19 protein-coding genes and 3 pseudogenes are annotated in these 20,741 nt (G+C 39.8%); 21 read left to right on the top strand and 1 reads right to left on the bottom strand.

Annotated elements, in window-relative coordinates; genetic code table 11:
- Nucleotides 1-112: 112 nt before the first annotated feature.
- Nucleotides 113-1,498 (top strand): annotated as a pseudogene (gene trhI / locus FHN83_RS00215) (IncHI-type conjugal transfer helicase TrhI); the annotation flags it as partial.
- A gap of 38 nt (nucleotides 1,499-1,536) precedes the next feature.
- Here trhI and FHN83_RS00210 read toward each other — a convergent pair.
- Nucleotides 1,537-2,622 (bottom strand): annotated as a pseudogene (locus FHN83_RS00210) (IS3 family transposase).
- Between the two features lie 72 nt (nucleotides 2,623-2,694).
- Here FHN83_RS00210 and FHN83_RS00205 point away from each other — a divergent pair.
- From FHN83_RS00205 to FHN83_RS00110, 20 genes and pseudogenes are all read left to right on the top strand, one after another.
- A pseudogene (locus FHN83_RS00205) lies at nucleotides 2,695-3,096 on the top strand (3'-5' exonuclease); the annotation flags it as partial.
- Between the two features lie 394 nt (nucleotides 3,097-3,490).
- Entirely contained in the window at nucleotides 3,491-4,363 is an 873-nt protein-coding gene (locus FHN83_RS00200; protein WP_139563062.1) for a hypothetical protein, read from the top strand.
- Nucleotides 4,364-4,420: 57 nt separating this feature from the next.
- Nucleotides 4,421-4,798, top strand: a complete 378-nt coding sequence (locus tag FHN83_RS00195) for a hypothetical protein (RefSeq protein WP_000120822.1) — start codon at nucleotides 4,421-4,423, stop codon at nucleotides 4,796-4,798.
- Between the two features lie 60 nt (nucleotides 4,799-4,858).
- Complete coding sequence (locus tag FHN83_RS00190) at nucleotides 4,859-5,836, top strand: hypothetical protein (protein ID WP_000810361.1); 978 nt, start codon at nucleotides 4,859-4,861, stop codon at nucleotides 5,834-5,836.
- A gap of 57 nt (nucleotides 5,837-5,893) precedes the next feature.
- Entirely contained in the window at nucleotides 5,894-6,952 is a 1,059-nt protein-coding gene (locus FHN83_RS00185) for an ATP-binding protein (protein ID WP_000063335.1), read from the top strand.
- A 131-nt stretch (nucleotides 6,953-7,083) separates the two neighbouring features.
- On the top strand, nucleotides 7,084-7,257 hold the full coding sequence (locus tag FHN83_RS28080) for a hypothetical protein (protein WP_001176645.1): 174 nt from the start codon (nucleotides 7,084-7,086) through the stop codon (nucleotides 7,255-7,257).
- A gap of 63 nt (nucleotides 7,258-7,320) precedes the next feature.
- On the top strand, nucleotides 7,321-8,448 hold the full coding sequence (locus FHN83_RS00180) for a DUF3150 domain-containing protein (RefSeq protein WP_000174396.1): 1,128 nt from the start codon (nucleotides 7,321-7,323) through the stop codon (nucleotides 8,446-8,448).
- Between the two features lie 77 nt (nucleotides 8,449-8,525).
- Nucleotides 8,526-10,532, top strand: a complete 2,007-nt coding sequence (locus FHN83_RS00175) for a VWA domain-containing protein (RefSeq protein ID WP_000762700.1) — start codon at nucleotides 8,526-8,528, stop codon at nucleotides 10,530-10,532.
- 72 nt (nucleotides 10,533-10,604) lie between these two features.
- Nucleotides 10,605-10,826: a hypothetical protein gene (locus FHN83_RS00170; protein WP_000192120.1), complete on the top strand. Its 222-nt coding sequence runs from the start codon at nucleotides 10,605-10,607 to the stop codon at nucleotides 10,824-10,826.
- A gap of 113 nt (nucleotides 10,827-10,939) precedes the next feature.
- Complete coding sequence (locus FHN83_RS00165) at nucleotides 10,940-12,172, top strand: DUF7146 domain-containing protein (protein WP_000220379.1); 1,233 nt, start codon at nucleotides 10,940-10,942, stop codon at nucleotides 12,170-12,172.
- A 269-nt stretch (nucleotides 12,173-12,441) separates the two neighbouring features.
- Entirely contained in the window at nucleotides 12,442-12,963 is a 522-nt protein-coding gene (locus tag FHN83_RS00160) for a hypothetical protein (RefSeq protein WP_001011130.1), read from the top strand.
- Between the two features lie 78 nt (nucleotides 12,964-13,041).
- Nucleotides 13,042-13,920 carry a hypothetical protein gene (locus tag FHN83_RS00155; RefSeq protein WP_000762003.1) on the top strand — a complete coding sequence of 293 codons (879 nt, stop codon included), beginning with the start codon at nucleotides 13,042-13,044 and terminating at the stop codon, nucleotides 13,918-13,920.
- 69 nt (nucleotides 13,921-13,989) lie between these two features.
- On the top strand, nucleotides 13,990-14,676 hold the full coding sequence (locus FHN83_RS00150) for a hypothetical protein (protein ID WP_255296358.1): 687 nt from the start codon (nucleotides 13,990-13,992) through the stop codon (nucleotides 14,674-14,676).
- A gap of 33 nt (nucleotides 14,677-14,709) precedes the next feature.
- Nucleotides 14,710-15,797, top strand: a protein-coding gene (locus FHN83_RS00145) for an IS3 family transposase (protein ID WP_088569307.1) whose coding sequence is annotated in 2 segments (ribosomal slippage) — nucleotides 14,710-14,962 and nucleotides 14,962-15,797 — 1,089 coding nt in all. Because the reading frame shifts where the segments join, the coding sequence is not laid out codon by codon here.
- 397 nt (nucleotides 15,798-16,194) lie between these two features.
- Nucleotides 16,195-17,115, top strand: a complete 921-nt coding sequence (locus FHN83_RS00135) for a hypothetical protein (protein ID WP_000991697.1) — start codon at nucleotides 16,195-16,197, stop codon at nucleotides 17,113-17,115.
- 66 nt (nucleotides 17,116-17,181) lie between these two features.
- On the top strand, nucleotides 17,182-18,120 hold the full coding sequence (locus FHN83_RS00130) for a hypothetical protein (RefSeq protein WP_000472041.1): 939 nt from the start codon (nucleotides 17,182-17,184) through the stop codon (nucleotides 18,118-18,120).
- A 171-nt stretch (nucleotides 18,121-18,291) separates the two neighbouring features.
- Nucleotides 18,292-19,248 carry a hypothetical protein gene (locus tag FHN83_RS00125; protein WP_000149830.1) on the top strand — a complete coding sequence of 319 codons (957 nt, stop codon included), beginning with the start codon at nucleotides 18,292-18,294 and terminating at the stop codon, nucleotides 19,246-19,248.
- A gap of 263 nt (nucleotides 19,249-19,511) precedes the next feature.
- The gene (locus FHN83_RS00120; RefSeq protein WP_001004201.1) at nucleotides 19,512-19,787 is read left to right on the top strand and encodes a hypothetical protein; all 276 of its coding nucleotides are present in this window, start codon (nucleotides 19,512-19,514) and stop codon (nucleotides 19,785-19,787) included.
- A gap of 44 nt (nucleotides 19,788-19,831) precedes the next feature.
- Nucleotides 19,832-20,422: a hypothetical protein gene (locus FHN83_RS00115; protein ID WP_000578891.1), complete on the top strand. Its 591-nt coding sequence runs from the start codon at nucleotides 19,832-19,834 to the stop codon at nucleotides 20,420-20,422.
- A 7-nt stretch (nucleotides 20,423-20,429) separates the two neighbouring features.
- A complete protein-coding gene (locus FHN83_RS00110; RefSeq protein WP_001371933.1) occupies nucleotides 20,430-20,687 on the top strand; it encodes a hypothetical protein in 258 nt (85 codons plus the stop codon).
- The last annotated feature ends 54 nt before the right edge of the window (nucleotides 20,688-20,741 follow it).

Genomic DNA, 20,741 nt, shown 5'->3' with positions numbered 1-20,741 from the left:
AACCTGATTGCATAAAAAAGGAAAAAAAGTGATTTCCAGTAGAACCAGCAGTACACAAGAAAAGCGCTTTTATAAAAATGTATAATTATTAAAACGAAGTAATGAGGTTGAAATGGGTAAGCCAACAGAAGAGCAAAGACCTGTTATCGAGAATGCTAGCGCAAACAATATGGTGATAGCAGCGCCTGGATCAGGCAAATCGTTCACCATGATAGAAGCGGTTATATCGATTCTCAAAAAGTATCCATATGCAAGAATCGGGATGGTGACCTTTACTCGCGCTGCAACAAACGCACTTGCAGCAAAGTTACAAAAGCGATTGAGCAAGAAGGATCTTGACCGGGTGCTGGTGGATACTTTTCACGGACTCGTTAAGAAGCAACTGGACATGATTCGCTGGCCGGGAAAGATGTTGATAGGGCCAGCACAGAGATCTGTCATTCACCGGGCTTTGAAAGAATCCGGTGTAACGATGAAGTTTGCTGAAGCTGAATTCGTTATTGATGCTATCGGCAGAGAAATGGATACGGATGTGATTTCAGTTCGGCATAACAGACAACAGATCCATTTGTTTAATACCTATCAGGCGTTATGCCAGAAAGACCATGTGGCGGACCTCAATGCTCTTTCAAAATTTGTTGTCGGTCAAATGCATTCGGGAAAAATGCGCACGTTAGATTTGACACATTTGATAGTAGACGAAGTTCAGGATACTGACTCTATACAATTCTCATGGATAGCATTGCATACAAGAGCTGGAGTCTATACGAGTATAGTTGGAGACGATGATCAGGCCATCTACTCCTTCAGATCCTCAGGAGGAGTCAAAATATTTCAACAGTTTGAAAAACACTTCAGACCTAACATATTTTACTTAAACACATGCTTTAGGTGTGAACCTGAAATTTTAGAGGTGGCCGGAGCACTGATAGGAAAGAATGTTTACCGTTATGCCAAAGAGTTACGCTCGGCAAAAAAGGGAGGGGGAAAGGTCACTTTTCGTTCATATGTAGATATGGAGGAACAGATACAGGGTATTTTAAGCCTTATAAATCAGGATCCACATGGATGGGCAATTCTAAGCCGCAATAATGCTCACTTGGATGAGCTAGAAAGTTTGATCGAACAGCCAGTAATTCGTTACGGAGGTAAATCATTCTGGGATGAAAAAGAAACAAGCGATGTGTTAAGCCTTATGGCCTTTTTCCGACAATCAAATGATCCTCGCTTAATGAAGAGAGTATTGGCATTGTTTGGAGAACAGGAATCAGTTTTGGATGAAGTGGCATTGAGTATGAGAGGAAGAAAAGTTACTTTTGGCGACCTTGCCATCCCGGAGGACAGTTCTCTCGAAACAAAAACATTACATTCAAACTTCGTGCGCTTTACCCAGGAAAGTTCTGATAAAGTTGAGATAGCAAAACGTTTCGCCAACCTTACGAAATGGATGGAATCGTCGTCAATCAAGATGAGGAGTAATAAAGGTACAGCAACCTTGGTAATCCCCCCATTTTTAGCAGAGGTCAATAGTAGAACTTAGGCTGTGCGCAGCTCATGTTGTCTTGGCGTATAACCACCCAGTGCCATATTCGGCCTTTCGTGATTATAAAACCACTGCCATTCTGTCGCGTAGCGTTGTAATTCATCCAGCGAACAAAATAAATACTGCCCCAGCCAGTCATAACGCACTGTCCGGTTATAGCGCTCAATATAAGCGTTTTGTTGCGGATTTCCCGGCTGAATAAAGTTGAGTTTTATTCCGTTATCCTCCGCCCAGTTTATTAATTCGTGGCTCGTGTATTCCGGGCCGTTGTCACATCTGATTGCGGCGGGTTTACCTCGCCATTCAATGATCTGCTCAAGTGTGCGTTTTACCCGACTGGACGGCAGCGAGAAGTCCACTTCTATTGCCAGGGCTTCCCGGTTGAAGTCATCAATAATGTTCAAAAGCCGAACTGAACGGCCATCTGAAAGCTGATCATGCATGAAGTCCATTGACCAGCATTCGTTGCTGTATTCCGGCACCGCAAGCGGCTCTGGCTTATCACGCTTCAGCCTCTTTTAGGTTTGATCCGCATATTCAGTGATAATTCGCAGTAAATTCGATAAACGCGTTTATGGTTCCAGCGAAAACCTTTCACATTACGCAGGTACAAAAAGCACAAACCAAAACCCCAGTTCCGCTGGCTGCCTGTAATGCGCAGTAGCCAGCCAGCAATACGCTGATTTTCTACAGAAAGACGTGGCAGATATCGATAGCACGTTTCACTGACAGAAAAATCTGGCAGGCCAGGCGGATACTGATTTGCTGCGTGCTGACGGCGTGTCTGGCCATCTGTCGGCGTTGAGATGGCCTCACCACTTTTTTGACATAGCTTCCTGAATAACTTCAGCTTTAAGTCGCTCTTCGGCATACATTTTCTTAAGACGCCGATTTTCATCTTCCAGTTCTTTGAGACGCGCCATCAGAGAGGCATCCATCCCGCCAAACTTTGACCGCCATTTATAGAAGCTGGCGCTGCTGAAGCCATGTTCCCGGCACAGCTCAGGGACCGGTGTTCCGGCTTCAGCCTGTTTCAGAATGGTCATGATTTGGCTGTCGGTGAAACGTGATTTTTTCATAGAGATCTCCTCAGTTGAGATTACGAGAAAATTCTACTTATGAACACACTGCTTTTTCGGGAGGATTACCCCTTAACAAAAATTGCTTTAGACACTTGTAAACAGTGGGCAGAAAAGACTGGTTGGATGAATATGATAAATCGTGCTGCTGCAATGTCATTAGGCCCTAGGAAGAAGGACGAGGAATACAGCCCAGAGAAAGTAGTCCTATCAACCTTGCATGGTTCAAAGGGTCTTGAGTGGAATAAAGTAATAATAATGAGTTGTAATGCGGATCAGATACCAAGTAAAAGATCAGTTGGGGAGGAGGCAATAGAAGAAGAAAGACGTTTGCTTTATGTTGGATTTACGCGTGCAGAAAAGCAACTTTTTGTAATGTGGTATGGTGATCCTTCTTTCTTTTTAAGAGAATGCAGTGAAGAAAAGATAAAAGAAGCAGCTAATATTCGAATTTCTCCACTTTATACAGAATAATTCGATATGGGCATTTACTTATGCTTAAAGCTATAGTATAAAAACAATGAGCTTAAATATCAGCTCCCAAATTTGAGTAACTTTGCTTAAAGTTACTTTCGCGTTAAGCGTTGATTTAGCCGTGAAAAGCGGCCAGCTTAAACAAGCTGTAAGACACCACCGGCAAAATGTCACCTTTGTCGCTGGTGCACTTCCCATGCCTGCAAAAGGCAATCTGAATTTACCAAACCGTAACTAATTTAGCTCCTCCTGGGGCTATTTTTGTTGCGTACTTCTAATGCCAGATAGTATAAATCAGGCGGTTCATAGCTTACGGGAGATGAATGACAGGCTTTGCCTTCGTGTTGAAACAAAAATTTGTTTCTTCCTTCTTACTATATATAGGTGACCCCAAATGTCTAAAAATAAAGCTCGCAGTAAAGCCCTTCATCAAACCTTTAGTGAAATTATTCCAGAGATGGATAAGGCGCTAAACAAACAGCTCTTAGAAGTTCTGATGAAATATACAGAACGTGATAATGAACTGATTGTTATTTTGAATGAGGACGGCCCAAATATCATTGAACTTAAGTCTCTTAAGCCTGTGTCTTTGTTGGCCGAAAAGCTTTCTGCTTATTCAAGATATTATCATGTGGATGTTGTGGAGCTCGTGGTCAAGAAAATTGATTTCGAAGGAGCTTATAAGCTTCTTAAAGCTTCCCCAGATGTACCACTTTTTAAAAGCTTAACTGAACTGGATAAATATCTTGTTGAGGAGTTTGAAAAATACGGATTAAATTCATTTCTTGACGTGGATAATCTGGATTACTCACTTGAAAAAGCCAGTGAACTCAAAAATGAGCAGTTAATAAATTGGGTTTCGGACATCATTTGCAAACGTGAAAAATTAACTTTACGTAAGCGTTTTGATGTCGCAGTAAAGGCCCACTACGAAAATGTAGAAAAAATGTATGATACCATTCGTCCGTTAATGAAAAAACTGGGTTTCCCAGAAGATCTCATGACGCACACCTTTAGTGAGTTAAGCGTTTTTGAAACTAAAGGATGGGACCATGCAATAAAATCGAAAATTGAGACTCTCGCTAAGCGTGAAACTCAATATTTAGATGATGCGGCTAAAGCAGAGAATCGACGTCTTGTAACAGAGAAGTTGGAGAACTCTTTAGCGATTGCACCAACTAAACCAACAAGAAATTGGTTACATATTGCCGGAATTGCCTGTTTGGTAGTCTGCACGTTCATGTATGTAACTAATAAATTTATTTAATCCTGTTAAGGGGGAACCCTAACGGGGCTTCTCTTTGAACAAATCGAGGAGCGGAAAATGTCATATCTTGAATATATCAATGAAGTAAAAGTGTCCGGGATAGTTATCAGTGCTGTGGAGAAAAAAATGACTGACCAGAGTATAGGTTTGTTAATAAAGCTCAAAAATAGGATGAAGACAGAAGTTGATGGTGAAATCACTGAGAGAGAATTTTCAGTTCAAATCAAGGTGTCGCCTGAAATGTATTCAACCTGTTTCACTGGTATAAATCAGGGTGATGAGTTGATGGTCTCCGGTTATATTGTTGTCGATACTATTATGATTGAAGGGAGAGAACATCCTCTTGACTACATGAGAGTGGTAGCAACAAGTAAGTTGGCTCACATACCTAAACCTCTAAAAGGTTTTGGACAAAGTAGCTTTAATCAGATCTGACATTAAACCCACCCTAAAGGGGAGAAATCCCTTCATGGGATTTCTCCTTTTGGAGTCCCCATGAAACAAAAATTTAGGGCTACTGCAATAAGTAGTAATCAACTTAGTTTTTTTTCTATATTCGATATAGATGAAGATGAAATAACGCAAATAGTTGATTCACCCAAAGAGCATTTAAATGATGCATACACGTCCGGATTAAACTTTAAATCAGATGAAAGTAACATTTCTGAGATAAATTATGATTCTGAAAGGCGTGAAAATCACCTTTATGAAAAATCCAAATTACTTAAAAATCAGATTTTGCATACAATTAATTTTGCAGCAGAAACAGATTATCTATATTCGGTTGAAGAATATAACCCAGATTTGGGTGGTCTGGTAATAGAATGGACCCCTGAGGATGTGTATGTTGTTTTTCTATCCGCTATGGAAGAGTCTTTGGAAATCATTAAAGAACTAGTGTTGAGGAGAAAGTTATTCTTCAAAGATGACAATGGTAATATCACAGTGAATCCACTTTTAGAAGCTGAAACACGGTGGTATATGTCAAAATCATTTGAATACACTTGTTTATCTCATGGACTTGATGCATGTGAATTTAGAGCGGAATTAAAATCATGGCTCTATTATCATTCGCATCGTTCGATTAGTGAAAACACGAAATTAGCTGAATGCAGGAATGATGATGAAATCATTTTGCATGATTGCAATGACGATATGGGCTGGGACATCTTCTTTGATCAGGATTATTTAATGTCAGAAAAAAAACTGGCTGTTAAATGGACTGACAGGGAAATTATGGATGTTTACATAAAAGCTTTTAAATCCACATTAGAGTTGTTTGACGAGCTTGTTTCATGTGATCTGTTAACTAAACGAAACGCTTTTGGCAAGTTAGAAATAAATCCAATATTCGAAAATCATTTTGAATGGATCATGTCTGAAGCTTTTGAAATAGTGGGAAATCATCTTGGTTATAATGTGCCTCAAATCAGGAAACTGATGGCAACTATTTGCCAAATGAATCTCAAATAAAATGCCACTGGCAAACATCTGCCAGAGGGCGGTGTTTGCATTTTACCGGAGTTAAAAATGTCTAATGCCGCTATGAAGTTAAATGAAACATCTTCTGATGCTTATGAAAAATTAGAAGCTCTTCTTTCCCCGGATGTTATAAAGTTAAAACATTATGTGGATAAAGGTGAGTATCTTTTAGTTCTAGCAAAGGACCTTTTTGGTATTCCAGAAATGGATCCAAAGATGGCTGTGCCTGTTTTCAAAACTAAAACCTCGTATCGAGCTCCGCTGAACAAAGACTACATACCAAATCCCCGAATACTTGAACAAGTGGTTAAACTGCTTATCAGTCCGGATATAGATTTAAGTGTGTGTCTTAAAGGTGAGTCCGGTTCTGGCAAGACTGAAATGGTAATGTACATTAGCCACATGATGAATTGGCCGCTGACAATTAAGCAGATCAACAGCAATATTCGAGTTGATGAGCTTGAAGGTGAGCGCAGTCTTAATGGTGGTAATACAGGTTTTGTACACAGCGATTTGGTAACGGGATTTCGTAATGGTCACCTCATTCTTCTGGATGAAGTGGACAAAATCGATCCTGATACGGCAGCAAAACTTCACATGCCCATTGAACGTAAGCCCTGGTCACTCAGTGCTAATGGTGGTGAGGTTATAACTGCTAATGGCTACACGCGATTTATTGGTACTGCAAACACAAACATGAGTGGAGGCGCTCGCCGGTTCGTTTCTTCTCAACGTCAAGATGCAGCTTTTATAAAGCGGTTCTTGATAGTTGAAATGGAGAAGCCCGACAAAGTTGCTTTAACCAATGTGCTTACTAAACGATATAGCTCTTTGCCTTTTCAGGTCATTGAGAAGTTCGTAAGAGTAGCGATTGCAGTAAATGACTCTGGTACAGAAGACAGTGTGATGGATATTCGTCAATTAGTAGCTTGGGTTGGCACGTCGATGACGTTAAAAACCTTTAGTCTTCTTGACACTTTCAAAATAGCTTTTGCTTCTGCTTTACCTTTACATGTGGTCGATCTTGTTCTTCAAGCTATAGATCTTTCTCTTGGCGAAGACAAGGATAAATCGCTGGAGTATTTCACAGCAAAAAAGTCGAGTTAGATGGGATTTGTTATGAAACCTCTGATATTTGTATCTCAGAGTTATCCCATCTTGAATTTAGTGCGTTTTTAAGTACGGATGGTGCTGCTACCATTGCTATAGCAAAAAACGGAACTAATTTTACTGGACTTATGCAACTGAATAACGACTATTCTTTATTGTTTTATCATGATGGTAAAATAAATATGGAAGGTCTAATTAAAGAAATGGAATTAAAAGGTTATATGTATCAGGGAGCAATGGGCAATGATGATGTTGCCGCTGAGTTTCCCGGTATTCTTTTAATTGCACCAGAGAAGCTTTAATATCAACCCTATCGGGAAATCTTTCCCGTTGGGGAGGGTTTCCCCTTTTTTTTGGAGAAACCCATGACTTTAAATACTTCAATGCTTAACAAAGTATCTGCAAAACAAATCTCTGAGAATTTTGCAAAATCATATCCAGATTTACTGGAAGGTGCAGTTATAACAAAAATTGAAATAAGTGGCTGTCAAGGATCGCGTCGAACCGATAAAATCGATTTGTCTTATGATGGAGATGATATTACGGATCAAAAAAGCGTATCTAAAAGCGAAGTACGTTGGATTGACATAAAAGCCCTTAGCTTCAAAAGTACGATTACCAGCAGAATATCAACCCTTTGCTCACGCTTGTGCATCCGCTATAGCAATATGTGGATTTTACCAGTTTCCAGTATGGAAGAGTTTCTGGAAGGGGCCCAAGAGATTGAACGAGAGTTTCAGGCAGGTATTCAAAACGTTGTAGACAATTATGAGATGCATATTGAGGCTGAAAAAAATAGAAGCCCAAGAATGTCTTCTTTGATTGATCAGTTGAAATTAACTAAAGATGATTTCATAAAATCCTTTAGATTTAATATTGCTCACTTTATTCCTTTTACGCCTATTAGCGTTGAAGGTGATGAAACCCAGGACTACTATCAGGAACAATTGATAACAGATCTGGCAGAAGAAGCAATGAGGGTTTATGAAAAAATTAGTAAAAATAATAATTTGCGCTCAAGTACTATTGACCGACTGAAGCAAATGCAAAATAAGATCATTAGCTTCATGTTTATACATAAAGAGGCGGCAGTACTTGCAGAAGCTATAAAACACATAATGAATAATTTACCTAAAGGTGCCATTTCTGAACCTCGCGACGTTGCGGTGTTACAGCAGTGGTTTTATTTCATGAGTGATGCTTCAATGTTAAAGCGTATTATTTCAGGAGAGCAAAAGGTTACTGACTGGTTGGAATCTATTACCAGATCATTTAATCAAAGCTCACAAACAGAACCGAACGCGCTACAGAACACAGGTATTGAAGCTATTTTAGATTCAACAAATGTGTTTCAGGTTGAACCTGTCGTAGAGAACGATATAAAAAACAGCACGTTTTCAAACACTGATTCTGTAGCTGAACCTGAGAAATCAGTTTCGCAACAGGAAGACAATGCTGAAAATGGTTTTGATATCGAGCTCAAAGGCTGGTAACTGTTTGCTTTATTAAAAACCCCAGATGGGTACTTCACCATCTGGGTGAGTACCCCTTTTTTATAAAGAGGTATTCTATGAAATTAGATCTTAAATCATCGCCGCGCCATATTAAGCGTTTACAGAATATAGCAAAAGTCATTAGCGGCTTAGGCGATGTAAGAGTTGTAATAGACGACAATACCAAAGGACCGTATTTTGATCCTGTCAATAAAGTTTGTGTTTTACCAAACGGCGATTATAGCGATGATGACTTTGTCAGTCTGATTGAAGGTTTTACCTGTCATGAAGCTGGTCATGGTCGCTATACCGTCAGTGAGGTTTACAGTGACGCCTTTAATAGTGTTCTCATGTCATCTGAAGGGTTTACACGCTTCGATGACGGAATGAATGCAGAGTTTGAGAGCCTCGCTGAGAAACGTAAAGCTTATAGCAGGGCAAAACGTCTTACCGGGCTTATAAATCTGTTCGATGATGTACAGATGGAAGAGAAGGTTGGTAACGATTATCCGGATGCAAAGCGGCGGCTTGCAGCCACTTACGCACTGATGGTTAAAGCCGGAAGGATGACTCCTGATATATCTTCTCGTCCGGAAAATCCTGTCCTATTTATTGAGTGGTATCTGCTTAACTCATTGCGAGTAAAAGTCCTTCAGCAGGTAGGTCACAAAGAAACCCTCGATCCGTTTTTTGACTATGCCCAAAAGATACTTTCTCCAGTAATTTCTGATGTTGAGGAAATTTTTCATGATGCTCTTGGTTGTGAAAATACTCAGGGCTGTGAATCCCTTGCTCGTAAGACCCTGGCTCTTTTAGAGAGACTGCGGGATGAGGCAAAGGAACAACAGCAGCAGACAGAGCAGGAGGAGCAGGAGGCATATGATGAATCCGAGACCGATACCGATACCGAATCAGAAGATAAATCGCTTACGTCGACTGATAGTCGTGAGGATGATTCTGAGGACGATAGTGAAGGTCAGGCAGATACTTCCGATAACGCTGATCTTGCTCAAGAGGGATGTTCTGAGCCTTCAGAACTTGCTGAAGATAACGAGGGAAATAATGAACCCACCGGTGGCAATCCCACGGGTGATAACATTATTGAAGACGATACTGATGCGATTAACCCTTCCGAGAGTGAATCAGATGAAGCCAGTTCGACTAACGTTGAAGATGAAAGTAACTTTTCATCGGCTCAATGGGAGATACTGGCAGATTTGTTGGATGCCTTTCTTAGCAGTGATGAGGATAGCGAAGATTATCACGATGCTTTGGCTAAAGAGATTGAAGGTATTGCATCAAAAGTATCCGATGACGTGAAAGCCGAATTCGGTGCTTCTGAATGGGATATCCCTGATCTCCTTATCGATTTGAATGTTTACAATGAGGCTTTGTCTCTGAGTCATTCAATCGGTAGCGACTTGTCTGTTTTACAGCAGGTTAAAATGCGTGGCCGAAACAAAACTCATGAGCGTGGAATTACCTTCGATGGAAATCGATTAATTCTGTCACAAATGGGAGTTCGTGATGTCTTCAGAGCTCAAAGCGAATCTAAAAATAGAGGGCATGTTGGCCTCGTATTAGTTCGTGATATTTCAGCGTCAATGGCTAATGATGAAAGATATATTCATGCCATTAAGTCAGATCTTGCTTTATCGATGGCCGCTGAAAGTTTGTCAAAAATGCATGTCTCCAATATAGTTTTTCCCTTCAAGGAAAGTGAATTTGAGATTATCAAAACGTTTGATCAAAGCGTTGAGGAATCTCTATCGAAATTCACTCTTGGATGTAAGGGTTATTATACCCCTACGGGATCTGCTTTAATGGCAGCTGTTGATCTGTTACTTGACAGCCAATTCGATAGGAAAATAATTTTTCTTATAACTGATGGTTATCCGAATAAATCGGAATTTACTATCGTCGAAGTTATGGAAAAGGCTAAATGTAATGGAATAGAAATCGTTGGTGTTGGTATTAAGACTGATGAAATAATTGGTTTTGAAACGGACACTTTCGTAACAGTTGATGATACTTCTTTATTGTCTATTGAAGTCAGTAAGCTAGTTCATCAAATACTTTCTTAATAAACTCTACCCAATCGGGGCAAAAAGGCCCCGGTGGGTCTTTTTGCTCCATGAAGGAATAAGGAGCAAAATATGACTCAGATAAAAACTTACCGTGTAGAACATGAAAAAGTCGGTGCGATGCATAAAGTCCGTATTTTCGGACGTGTTGGTGAAGTTATAAGCAATGATAGCCCTCAGGAAAGAATCTTCCGCGAAGTCACTATAGCGGAGGGTAATAGCCAGCAGGCTGCGTTACTTGTAGATAACTACATACAGCGTCTTGAGAATAATGGCTTCACGACTGAAGCATAAATGTTGAGGGCCCCCGGGCCCTCTTTCTTAAATTCTGCGTTGTGGGTTTCTCCCTGTCTTCTGCACCGCAGAAGGCATTGAGAAACTCACAATGCCAGATAAGAGAGATCATCATGACTTATGCATCCCCGGCTCTTCGTCGTAAACCACAGGAAGTATCTGAACACTTTATTAAACTCGTTCATGCTCGAATTGCTGAAGTGTCTGGCTGGAAGTATATATTCGAAAGAATACCTGCTTTCAAAGACGCTTGTGCAAAAGCCCCGAGCCAGGTTCCTTGCCCGTTTACTGGCGCAGGGAAATCGAAGTTTCGTTTCCGGCAAAAAGACCTTTATACCGGATGTGCGATCCATAATGACTTTCCGGTAAATGAGTTTTGCGACGGAATTGATGTTCTGGCGAAATATTATGAATTAAGTAAAACGCAGACTTGCAAAAAGATTCTCTCAGATTTTTTCGGGATGGATCTGCATGCTCCGTTAACTGACGCCGACATTGAAAATGAACGACGCTATAAATCAGCAGTTCGTGCCACAGAAACTCTTGACCGAGAGGAAGTGGCAAAGCGAATGCGAAAACTTGATGTGATGTATCACTATACCGGTGAAATAAAGCCTAATACTCCTGTTGCTTTGTACCTCCGTAATCGTGGGATCTCCCGCTTACTGAGTCACTTACCAAAGGATTTAGGCTTTAATAACCGGATCTACTATTGGGATAAAGATAAGCAGAAATCGATTATCTATCCGGGAATGATTGCAATCTATCGTGACACCCGAGGTCGGCCTCTGACTATCCATAGAACATACGTAGACAAAAACGGTGATAAGGCACCTGTAGAAAATCCAAAGCTGATGATGAAGCCTCCTGCCGATATGACAGGTGGCTCAATTCAGTTGTTTGACCCTCACTATGATTCAGGTAGTTCGACCTGGACACTGGGAGTGGCTGAAGGGATCGAGAATGCGCTTTCTGTTGTAGAAGCGACTTCAACACCATGCTGGGCAGCCAGCTCCGCATGGTGCCTTGAAAACGTTACTGTTCCTGATTTTTTACTGCCTCCGCCGGATGTAAAATATATAAACTTTTATATCTGGGCGGATAAGGATATTGCTAACTCACAAGGCACTCGTGCCGGTATCGAAGCTGCTCAGCGACTTCAAAGCCGCATGGTTGAGTTTTTGGCTAAACGATATCCCGCATCAAAGCTGACAATTGAAGTCTTCGAACCAGCACAAGATATTCCTGATGGGAAAAAGGGTATCGACTGGAACGATGTTCTCCAGTTAACAGGGCAGGATGGATTCCCGATTCACTGGGCTCCTGAATGTCTTAATCAGCTGTAACAACGATAACTCCCCCGCATTTTGCGGGGGGGGTTATCTTATCAATATTATTTTTTAAATTGTATTGATAAGATAACCGCTTTCCTTCGTGATAATTACCTGCCTTTAAGGTCTTTTCACGGCTGAGATGCTTGCTCAGTTAAATAAATGTGCGGTACTACTGGCTATGGTCGGTTGTATGACATGGTTATTCCATAAACTATTAAAACCCATAACGGGAGTATTACCGTTATGGTGATGCTCGTCGTTTTACATCGGAGAGCATTTTAATGAATTTTCAAACTAACGAAGTTTTTAATAAATTTGCTGCTGTTATAAAATCGCGCATCGTCAATGAACCATCGTCATGCTATTTGCTGCATGATAATGAGATAGATATAACGATTTTGAAACATGGCATATTAGAAAATGACAGAAACCTGTTGTACGTAGTTCGTCCTTCAGGAACGTGTTTGTTGCGTTGTGACAAATATTTCTATCCGAAATATTATCTTCGTTGCCGTGGAGATTATAAGTCATTCATATATGTCCATCTTGATCTACATAGTGGTGAAGCTAAAGAAATCACATGGGAGCAAGCAGACGATATGCTGTCTAGTCCAGGAAAACCCCCATTAAAAGGAAATCTTGGACGATTTGAGTATATAAAAGTTGTGGTTGAGGACCTTCGTATTCGAGGTTACGCTGATTATCTTCCTGCGTATAATCTTGATGACCTTCGCCGTTTTGCCTTACAGGACGACCGCCCATCCCTTGTCAGATACATTGACAATGTAATGGCAACGGTCTGATTGGTTGCTAATTGATTTACATATTTTCCCTGATGGCCAACCTGCATCAGGGAGGCCTCAATAACGACTGGAGGCTGTATGAAGTTAGCTACGGACCTGGTAAAAGCTATTTTGATTAGAAATGGTGTTGAACCAGTAAATATAAGCGAATCATCTAAATTATCTTTGAAACAACCACTGACAGAACTTAAATTCAGTTTATATTTGCGAACTGAGCATTTATCTCACTTCCTACCCGGTTATGTTTATTCTATAAAAGAATGTCCACTGTCATATGACATCGGGATCGAAATTCAGAAAATCTTCGAAAGTTTACATTTGTTAAACGAAGAATTTGAATCCCTCGGTTTTGTTTCTGTATGGATAGAAATGCATCAAAGCATTTTTGAACAAAGTCGGTTTAAGAAAAGTAACTTTACTTTTCGGGAGGAAGAGGTCGAGCTTGCTAAAGGGCTTGTTTGTTCTCACAATTCACAAATAAGTAATGCGGCTTATTTCTGGCTTCAGCACTTTGAGGAGTTTATGATTTATGTTCGTAATAAGCTTATCGACCTCTTTCGAGAGGCCTATGACCTGATCCTTGGAATGCAGCAAGTATTTTTCATTCGGGAAAAGGAAGAGCTGTTGAAAACTATAAGTTATGGGGATGACCTGTATGAGGTGAAATTAATGGCGGCTGAGCTTTACTCTATCGAACAGAACTTAAAGTGTTCTGAATCGATAAGTACAAAATCTCAAGCTTCGGCATATATTAACCGCATCCGTGAGTTTGTGCGTTCGGGGTGGAGGCAGGGCTATATAGTCTGCCATCATAAGCGAAGTAATCAAATCTCATCATTGTCATTACCGATGTACTTGAAAGATACGTCAGGCCGAAGTGCTCGAAAGCGAGTAAAACGTCTTATATCTTCTACAGTTTGTGGTAGAAATAAAGATTTAGGTCTTACAGATTTTTAATTAAATTATACCCATGTGGGGATCACACCCCATATGGGAGTGATCCCTTTTTTATTGAGAGAGGATCACATGAAAATTATCGAAAAAATCATTAATGCCTTTTTGGTTGTTCAACATAAAAAAATACAGGTTAAAAACATTACATTTTTAGACAATGGGCAGGGCATGTTCTCTGGTATGTCTTTTGATGCTGATGTTTCACTGGAGTTTATGTATGAATCAGCAAAAGCATATAGTTCTTGTTTCTGTGATATTCCCTTTCCAGGTTTTGAAGATGCAAATCTGGAGGAAATTACGAAATTTCAATTAGATGCTTTGAAGCAAAGAAAGAATCATTCTTTCATTGTTAACCATTTGAGGTTTCCTATAGTTTTAAGGGAAGGGTGCAAAATCGAAAGAGGAGAAGTCTATTCAATTTCGAATTGCACTTATAATAAAGAAAGATTGCAGTATCTTTTTTCTCAGGATATTTACGGTAAGTTGTATAATTCCTTAGAGAAAGAATTAAGCTCGTTTTTCTCATTTATCAATGTTGAGGTGCACGAGTTGTTAAAAGATGCTGTATGCTTTGCATTAAAAATCCTGAATAAGATATCTTTGGATACACCTGAAAGACTTATTAAAGCTTTTAATTATCGTGACTGGTATTGTAGTTACGATGTTGAGCTTTTTAGGAAAGGCTTACCTGGTCATATTCTGGAAGAGCTCATTGCTCCAGAGGTAATCCTCCCGAAAAAGCAGTGTGTTCATAAGTAGAATTTTCTCGTAATCTCAACTGAGGAGATCTCTATGAAAAAATCACGTTTCACCGACAGCCAAATCATGACCATTCTGAAACAGGCTGAAGCCGGAACACCGGTCCCTGAGCTGTGCCGGGAACATGGCTTCAGCAGCGCCAGCTTCTATAAATGGCGGTCAAAGTTTGGCGGGATGGATGCCTCTCTGATGGCGCGTCTCAAAGAACTGGAAGATGAAAATCGGCGTCTTAAGAAAATGTATGCCGAAGAGCGACTTAAAGCTGAAGTTATTCAGGAAGCTATGTCAAAAAAGTGGTGAGGCCATCTCAACGCCGACAGATGGCCAGACACGCCGTCAGCACGCAGCAAATCAGTATCCGCCTGGCCTGCCAGATTTTTTCTGTCAGTGAAACGTGCTATCGATATCTGCCACGTCTTTCTGTAGAAAATCAGCGTATTGCTGGCTGGCTACTGCGCATTACAGGCAGCCAGCGGAACTGGGGTTTTGGTTTGTGCTTTTTGTACCTGCGTAATGTGAAAGGTTTTCGCTGGAACCATAAACGCGTTTATCGAATTTACTGCGAATTATCACTGAATATGCGGATCAAACCTAAAAAGAGGCTGAAGCGTGATAAGCCAGAGCCGCTTGCGGTGCCGGAATACAGCAACGAATGCTGGTCAATGGACTTCATGCATGATCAGCTTTCAGATGGCCGTTCAGTTCGGCTTTTGAACATTATTGATGACTTCAACCGGGAAGCCCTGGCAATAGAAGTGGACTTCTCGCTGCCGTCCAGTCGGGTAAAACGCACACTTGAGCAGATCATTGAATGGCGAGGTAAACCCGCCGCAATCAGATGTGACAACGGCCCGGAATACACGAGCCACGAATTAATAAACTGGGCGGAGGATAACGGAATAAAACTCAACTTTATTCAGCCGGGAAATCCGCAACAAAACGCTTATATTGAGCGCTATAACCGGACAGTGCGTTATGACTGGCTGGGGCAGTATTTATTTTGTTCGCTGGATGAATTACAACGCTACGCGACAGAATGGCAGTGGTTTTATAATCACGAAAGGCCGAATATGGCACTGGGTGGTTATACGCCAAGACAACATGAGCTGCGCACAGCCTAAGTTCTACTATTGACCTCTGCTAAAAATGGGGGGATTACCCAGATATCTTACTTTCAGACCTTAACGGTTGTAGAAAAATACTTAGAAATGCAAAACGATTTCTAAATGGACATACAAAAACCAATTGTGTTTATATTAAATATGAATGGTGGTTGGGGCCTGTGGATACCTCACACTCAGCTAAGTTGATGTCTGACAAAGAAATTAACAACCGAAGTGACTTGAAGAATTTTTCAAAGGTCTTTTTCAAAGAGTGTTTAAGTTCTGGTAAGTCGGAATATGAAAACCATCTTAGTGAAAAAGAACATGCGCTTCGCTACAATTATTAATTAAAATTATTTTCTCCCATAGGGATTTCTCCCTTTGGGAGAAATCCCTCTATTAAGAGGGTATTTAAATGAATGCGATACAAAAGTTAGTTGAATCTATTCTTGTTAAAATGGGTTTTGTTGGCGCTGTAGTGGAAAATATATATTTGGATTCAAAACCATTTCGGCATATTCGATTTGTGGCTGATATTCCAGTAATATCTTTTCTACCTCATTTGGTGAAATATCTTAAGGGCGCAGACCATCTTTACTGTGGTAACGATGATTTGCATCCTCTTTTCATTTATTTTTCCGAAGCGGCTACATTAAAAGCAGGCCCTGTAAATCTCGCGAACTTTCGTTTTGAAGTTTCTATAGCTTCAACTCATTTACGACTGGTCTCAGAGCAGCCTGATTTGCTTATCAAAGGATTTAACCGGGATAATCTAGAATACGTTTATTACCGCTCAGATTTGGCCTCTAAGGATCTTATACTAGGCCTTGTTGAACACGGTTCTCCTTTCATAAAACATCTACATGGACTTATACAAAAGCGAATTTTAAACGAGTTCTCTCTGATTTTTTCTGTTCTTGAAAAGATTTTAGAAAGCGCGAAGCCACAAATTCTTGCTTGCTTCCATAGTGTTGATTATGAAATGAACGTAAAAATAATAGCCGAAGCTATACCTGAAACTGTATCTAATCAGATAGTCACATCTGATTATATAGTTAATTCTATATCAGATGCGGACAAGTTTATAAATCATGTTCGTCGCTATTTAGCAGGCAGGGTAATGAAGAGGCGGATATACGCTGAATTAGATGTTTGTGAAGAAACATCAAATATTTCACTAGTGAACTTAGGATGCTTTACGTCTCCTCTGCTCGTTACGGAATATCAAATGTTTAAGCCACACTCTTCAGGGTTATATCGAAAAGCTATAAACAACTCCTTAAAACAGTTCAAACCAGAAATGCATGTACCTTCTGAAGAACTCTTTTATAATTAATCTAACCCATCCGGGAACTTGCTTCCCGGTGGGAAGCACTTCCTTTTTAGTCATGAGGTAGTGTAAATGTTTAAAGAATCTGACCACGTGGAATTTGTTAGTGCCTTTCTTTATCAAAATTTAGGCCTTAATGTTCCCGCTGACGATATAACCGTTCAATTATCTGATACTTCGTTCGACAAAGTAACCTTTGATTACGATGTAGATATCGATAATTTAAATTGTATGTTGGATCTCTACATATCTGAACTAATAAAGCACAACGCATCTTACTCCGATTCTATTCTTTTGAAACAAAAAATAATTTATTTTCTTGGAGTATTTAAGAATTTCGGATTTTTTACGTTTGATATTCGCGGATATAGTAATACTTTAAGCCCAGTTAAAGTTATTGATATTGTTTCAATGATTATTAATGACTGTGAAGAGTTATCTAAAGCTAATTCTTCTACTGATGCTATAAGAAATCTTTATCTCGATAAAATGAAGGTGGATGGGAAAGTGTTAGTTGCGAAATTTGCACTTAAACAGTTTTTTCATTCCGACTTTGGTGACTTTATCTCATTTGTCGAGAAAAGAATTACAGATTGTCTTAATGAAACTTTAAGGATTATCAAAGCTGTTGAACATGGCTTTGTACGTGTTGGGCAGCATAAGATTAATCGCCGTATTAATGATGACTTAAAGTTATGCATTGATTTCAATACTGATGATTATCCGGCAAATATGCCAGATATATATATTAAGTTTAACGATACATTTGATGGGAACGGGGCGTTATATTGTGACAATGATGCCCTCATATCCCTCTATACCGATGTTGCTTCAATTATCAATGTGCCGGTGATGATGGAAGTAAGATTGATCAATAAAAGAGGGCGTGTTGTCTGTGATTCTTCGCATTCAACTTACGTATCTCTCGAAAGTAATGACCGATACAGAGTAACTGATCGCACATTACTAATAACTGAAGCTTTTGACGATTTTCGTAACGCGTCTCAATGATCCTTTTGCTTCAGTCCAAAAAAGTAACTTTGGTTGGCTGAAGACACTTGTCTATGACAATGTAAAATCTGTCGCTGGCATCTTCTTTTAGCTTAACCAAACTTTTATCTAACCCAGTGGGGAAGTCGCTTCCCTTCTGGGGCACTTCCTCTCAAATTTGAGGTAGTGTATATGACACATTCATCTGATGATAAAAACTATGTCCGAGCAGTTCTGAGCTATCTTGGCATAGATTTTGATGAGGCGGATATAGTATTAAGTGTTTGCCATTGTCAAAGTGACGAGCTTTCTTTTACCTGTAATATCAAAGCTATTGAACTCAAGAATGCTGTTGATTTATATGTCGATAGTATCTCTGAGAATGAAATAGAAGCTTTAAACAGAGAATCTTTAAAATCTCGACTCTGTTACTTTCTTGAGGTGTTTGACGCAGTCTCTGGTCAGTACCTTGAGATTTCAGGAAAACACTTTGCAACTAGCCGTTTTGAATATGATGATGTTTGTAGTGAAGTTCTTAGCATGTCTAATGATGTTTCTCAGTCGAAAGGTTATGACCGGGATGAATATAACAGACTGATGCAGGTTGATGGTCAGGTTATGATTGCCCGTTTTGCTTTGCAACAGTTCTGGGATACTCATTTTATTGGACTAATAACATTTGTATCTGAGTCTATAACATCGAGCCTCTATAAAGCTTATGAAACTTTTAGTGATATAAGTTTGGCTTGCTATAAACTGAGTGAATATTCTTATTCACGCTCTATCAACAGTGAATTGACCCTTAATATTTCACTTAAAGAAAATGACTTCTGTGAGGACCTATCTGATTGCTATATGGAAGATGAGGCTTTACCTTCTGGTAGGGTAATTTCTCGACGCAACAATGACTCCATAATAAGTATTTATGAGAGCTATGCTGCGGCTTCTTATATTCCGATGATTGCATCTTTGGAAGTCGTTGATGAATACGGCGAAGTGGTTACTGACCTCTGCCATACCGTTTATGTTTCAGAGTTAACCGGTGGGCGGATTAAAATCCACGACCGTAATGACTTAGTATCTGAAGTTTTCGATAACCTAAGAAATTTAAATCTTGCAGTTGGAGATTCAGTTTCACAAGCTGCTTGATTCTTTCCCTGATTTTGATTTTTTCTCACATACTCTTATGGCACGGTTTCCGTGCCTTTTTTTTGCCTCGCTTACAAGCGTCTACTCCTCTTCTACCTATCCCACCTTACATCACCACTTAAAATCTATCTTTCTAATTCCATTATCCTTTTCGTAGCCTCTAATGCTCTGGTATGAACATACTCTTTAAACTCAAAAAAGTGCTATTAACGAAAAAAAATCCCTAAAGAGATTTGTATACTGTTCTCAACCAAGGAGAGCTCATGAATGAACTAAAATCCAAAAACGAGAACAGTACCAAAAGCAACTTTCCCCCGGTTGATAATCAGTTTTGCTTTTACCATGTTGATTTCAGCATAGAACGACTACTTTCAACGGCCGAGGATCTCCAGCTTGAGTACATCTTCCAGAAACCTGGAAGTGAAGTAAGAAAGGATTTGGTTGAGCGATTCGAACGTGGAGAGCGCTTTGTTACAGCTTCACACTGTGACAATTTCTGTGAAATCCTTGGTTGTCAAGGCCATCAGGAAAATGCATAAACCCATAAACCTACATTTCCACTTTTAAGGATGTTCACTAAAGAATGATTGGAGAAAGTATTTTTGACTGGGTAATTTACGGAATATCCATTTTGATATTTGCCTCAGCACTAATTGAAGGAAAGACAACTCGCTACCCAGCACTTTTTTTCTATGGGAGTTTAATTTTAATGTTAATCCTGATAGTTGCTGGAGGCCTTAACTGGTGGTTCTACAGGTCAAAATATGGCGCAGTAATCGTTATCTTCACAGTGGTCTCTTTACTGATGACTCGATTCCGCCTGGTCATATATAAATTAAGATTAAGAAAGTTAGTTTCAGAAATCAGATTTCGTATAAAAACGGGTTTTCGTATAATTCTTGTTTTGTCGGATAATGAGGATGAGCGTAATGTTCTGCTGTCTATGCTTAGCAACGTATTGCCAGAGCAAACGCTTATTCACACGCGTGATGCTCTCGGACCTCATTCAGAGCCTATCCTAAAAGCTCTTGAGCTACATCATCAACAGGGAACAGGTTACATACTCGTCTGTGAACAACAAATCTCAGCGCGTACGTGGTTGAGTATCGTAGAAAATGGGAAACCTGATACATCTATAGCTGTTAATTTTCATTCGATCCCAGAAATGGAGTGATTTTTCAATGAGTAGAACCGTTTCACAAAGTGTCACAGAAGATTGTCTTTTTGATACCCGCACACAAGTCAGATTACAACTAAGTCGAAGCGTTCATAAAACGCTGGCATCTGCTAAAGAAATTTTACAGGGAAGGGGGGTTGATTCGGTCTCTATTGAAGATCTTGTGCGAGCCTGTCTTGAAGAGAACCAGCCAATTGATCTAGCCTCACTTTACCTTGAAAATCTCTTAAAACAGAAAGGTACCAGCATTTGCGATTTTTAGTGTTTTCAAACCTATTAGATAAAATGCCGGTTGTGTTTATATAACATCAATAAT

The sequence above is a fragment of the Leclercia adecarboxylata genome (assembly GCF_006171285.1).
GTDB lineage: Bacteria > Pseudomonadota > Gammaproteobacteria > Enterobacterales > Enterobacteriaceae > Enterobacter > Enterobacter barmai.
Note: the sequence above shows the minus strand (reverse complement) of the source record. Positions and strands in the feature narration are given on the sequence as shown.

Bases quoted from the DNA above. Each gene is read 5' to 3' on its own strand.
- FHN83_RS00200 (WP_139563062.1), top strand. From the start codon at position 3,491: ATGTCTAAAAATAAAGCTCGCAGTAAAGCCCTTCATCAAACCTTTAGT.
- FHN83_RS00195 (WP_000120822.1), top strand. From the start codon at position 4,421: ATGTCATATCTTGAATATATCAATGAAGTAAAAGTGTCCGGGATAGTT.
- FHN83_RS00190 (WP_000810361.1), top strand. From the start codon at position 4,859: ATGAAACAAAAATTTAGGGCTACTGCAATAAGTAGTAATCAACTTAGT.
- FHN83_RS00185 (WP_000063335.1), top strand. From the start codon at position 5,894: ATGTCTAATGCCGCTATGAAGTTAAATGAAACATCTTCTGATGCTTAT.
- FHN83_RS28080 (WP_001176645.1), top strand. From the start codon at position 7,084: ATGCAACTGAATAACGACTATTCTTTATTGTTTTATCATGATGGTAAA.
- FHN83_RS00180 (WP_000174396.1), top strand. From the start codon at position 7,321: ATGACTTTAAATACTTCAATGCTTAACAAAGTATCTGCAAAACAAATC.
- FHN83_RS00175 (WP_000762700.1), top strand. From the start codon at position 8,526: ATGAAATTAGATCTTAAATCATCGCCGCGCCATATTAAGCGTTTACAG.
- FHN83_RS00170 (WP_000192120.1), top strand. From the start codon at position 10,605: ATGACTCAGATAAAAACTTACCGTGTAGAACATGAAAAAGTCGGTGCG.
- FHN83_RS00165 (WP_000220379.1), top strand. From the start codon at position 10,940: ATGACTTATGCATCCCCGGCTCTTCGTCGTAAACCACAGGAAGTATCT.
- FHN83_RS00160 (WP_001011130.1), top strand. From the start codon at position 12,442: ATGAATTTTCAAACTAACGAAGTTTTTAATAAATTTGCTGCTGTTATA.
- FHN83_RS00155 (WP_000762003.1), top strand. From the start codon at position 13,042: ATGAAGTTAGCTACGGACCTGGTAAAAGCTATTTTGATTAGAAATGGT.
- FHN83_RS00150 (WP_255296358.1), top strand. From the start codon at position 13,990: ATGAAAATTATCGAAAAAATCATTAATGCCTTTTTGGTTGTTCAACAT.
- FHN83_RS00135 (WP_000991697.1), top strand. From the start codon at position 16,195: ATGAATGCGATACAAAAGTTAGTTGAATCTATTCTTGTTAAAATGGGT.
- FHN83_RS00130 (WP_000472041.1), top strand. From the start codon at position 17,182: ATGTTTAAAGAATCTGACCACGTGGAATTTGTTAGTGCCTTTCTTTAT.
- FHN83_RS00125 (WP_000149830.1), top strand. From the start codon at position 18,292: ATGACACATTCATCTGATGATAAAAACTATGTCCGAGCAGTTCTGAGC.
- FHN83_RS00120 (WP_001004201.1), top strand. From the start codon at position 19,512: ATGAATGAACTAAAATCCAAAAACGAGAACAGTACCAAAAGCAACTTT.
- FHN83_RS00115 (WP_000578891.1), top strand. From the start codon at position 19,832: ATGATTGGAGAAAGTATTTTTGACTGGGTAATTTACGGAATATCCATT.
- FHN83_RS00110 (WP_001371933.1), top strand. From the start codon at position 20,430: ATGAGTAGAACCGTTTCACAAAGTGTCACAGAAGATTGTCTTTTTGAT.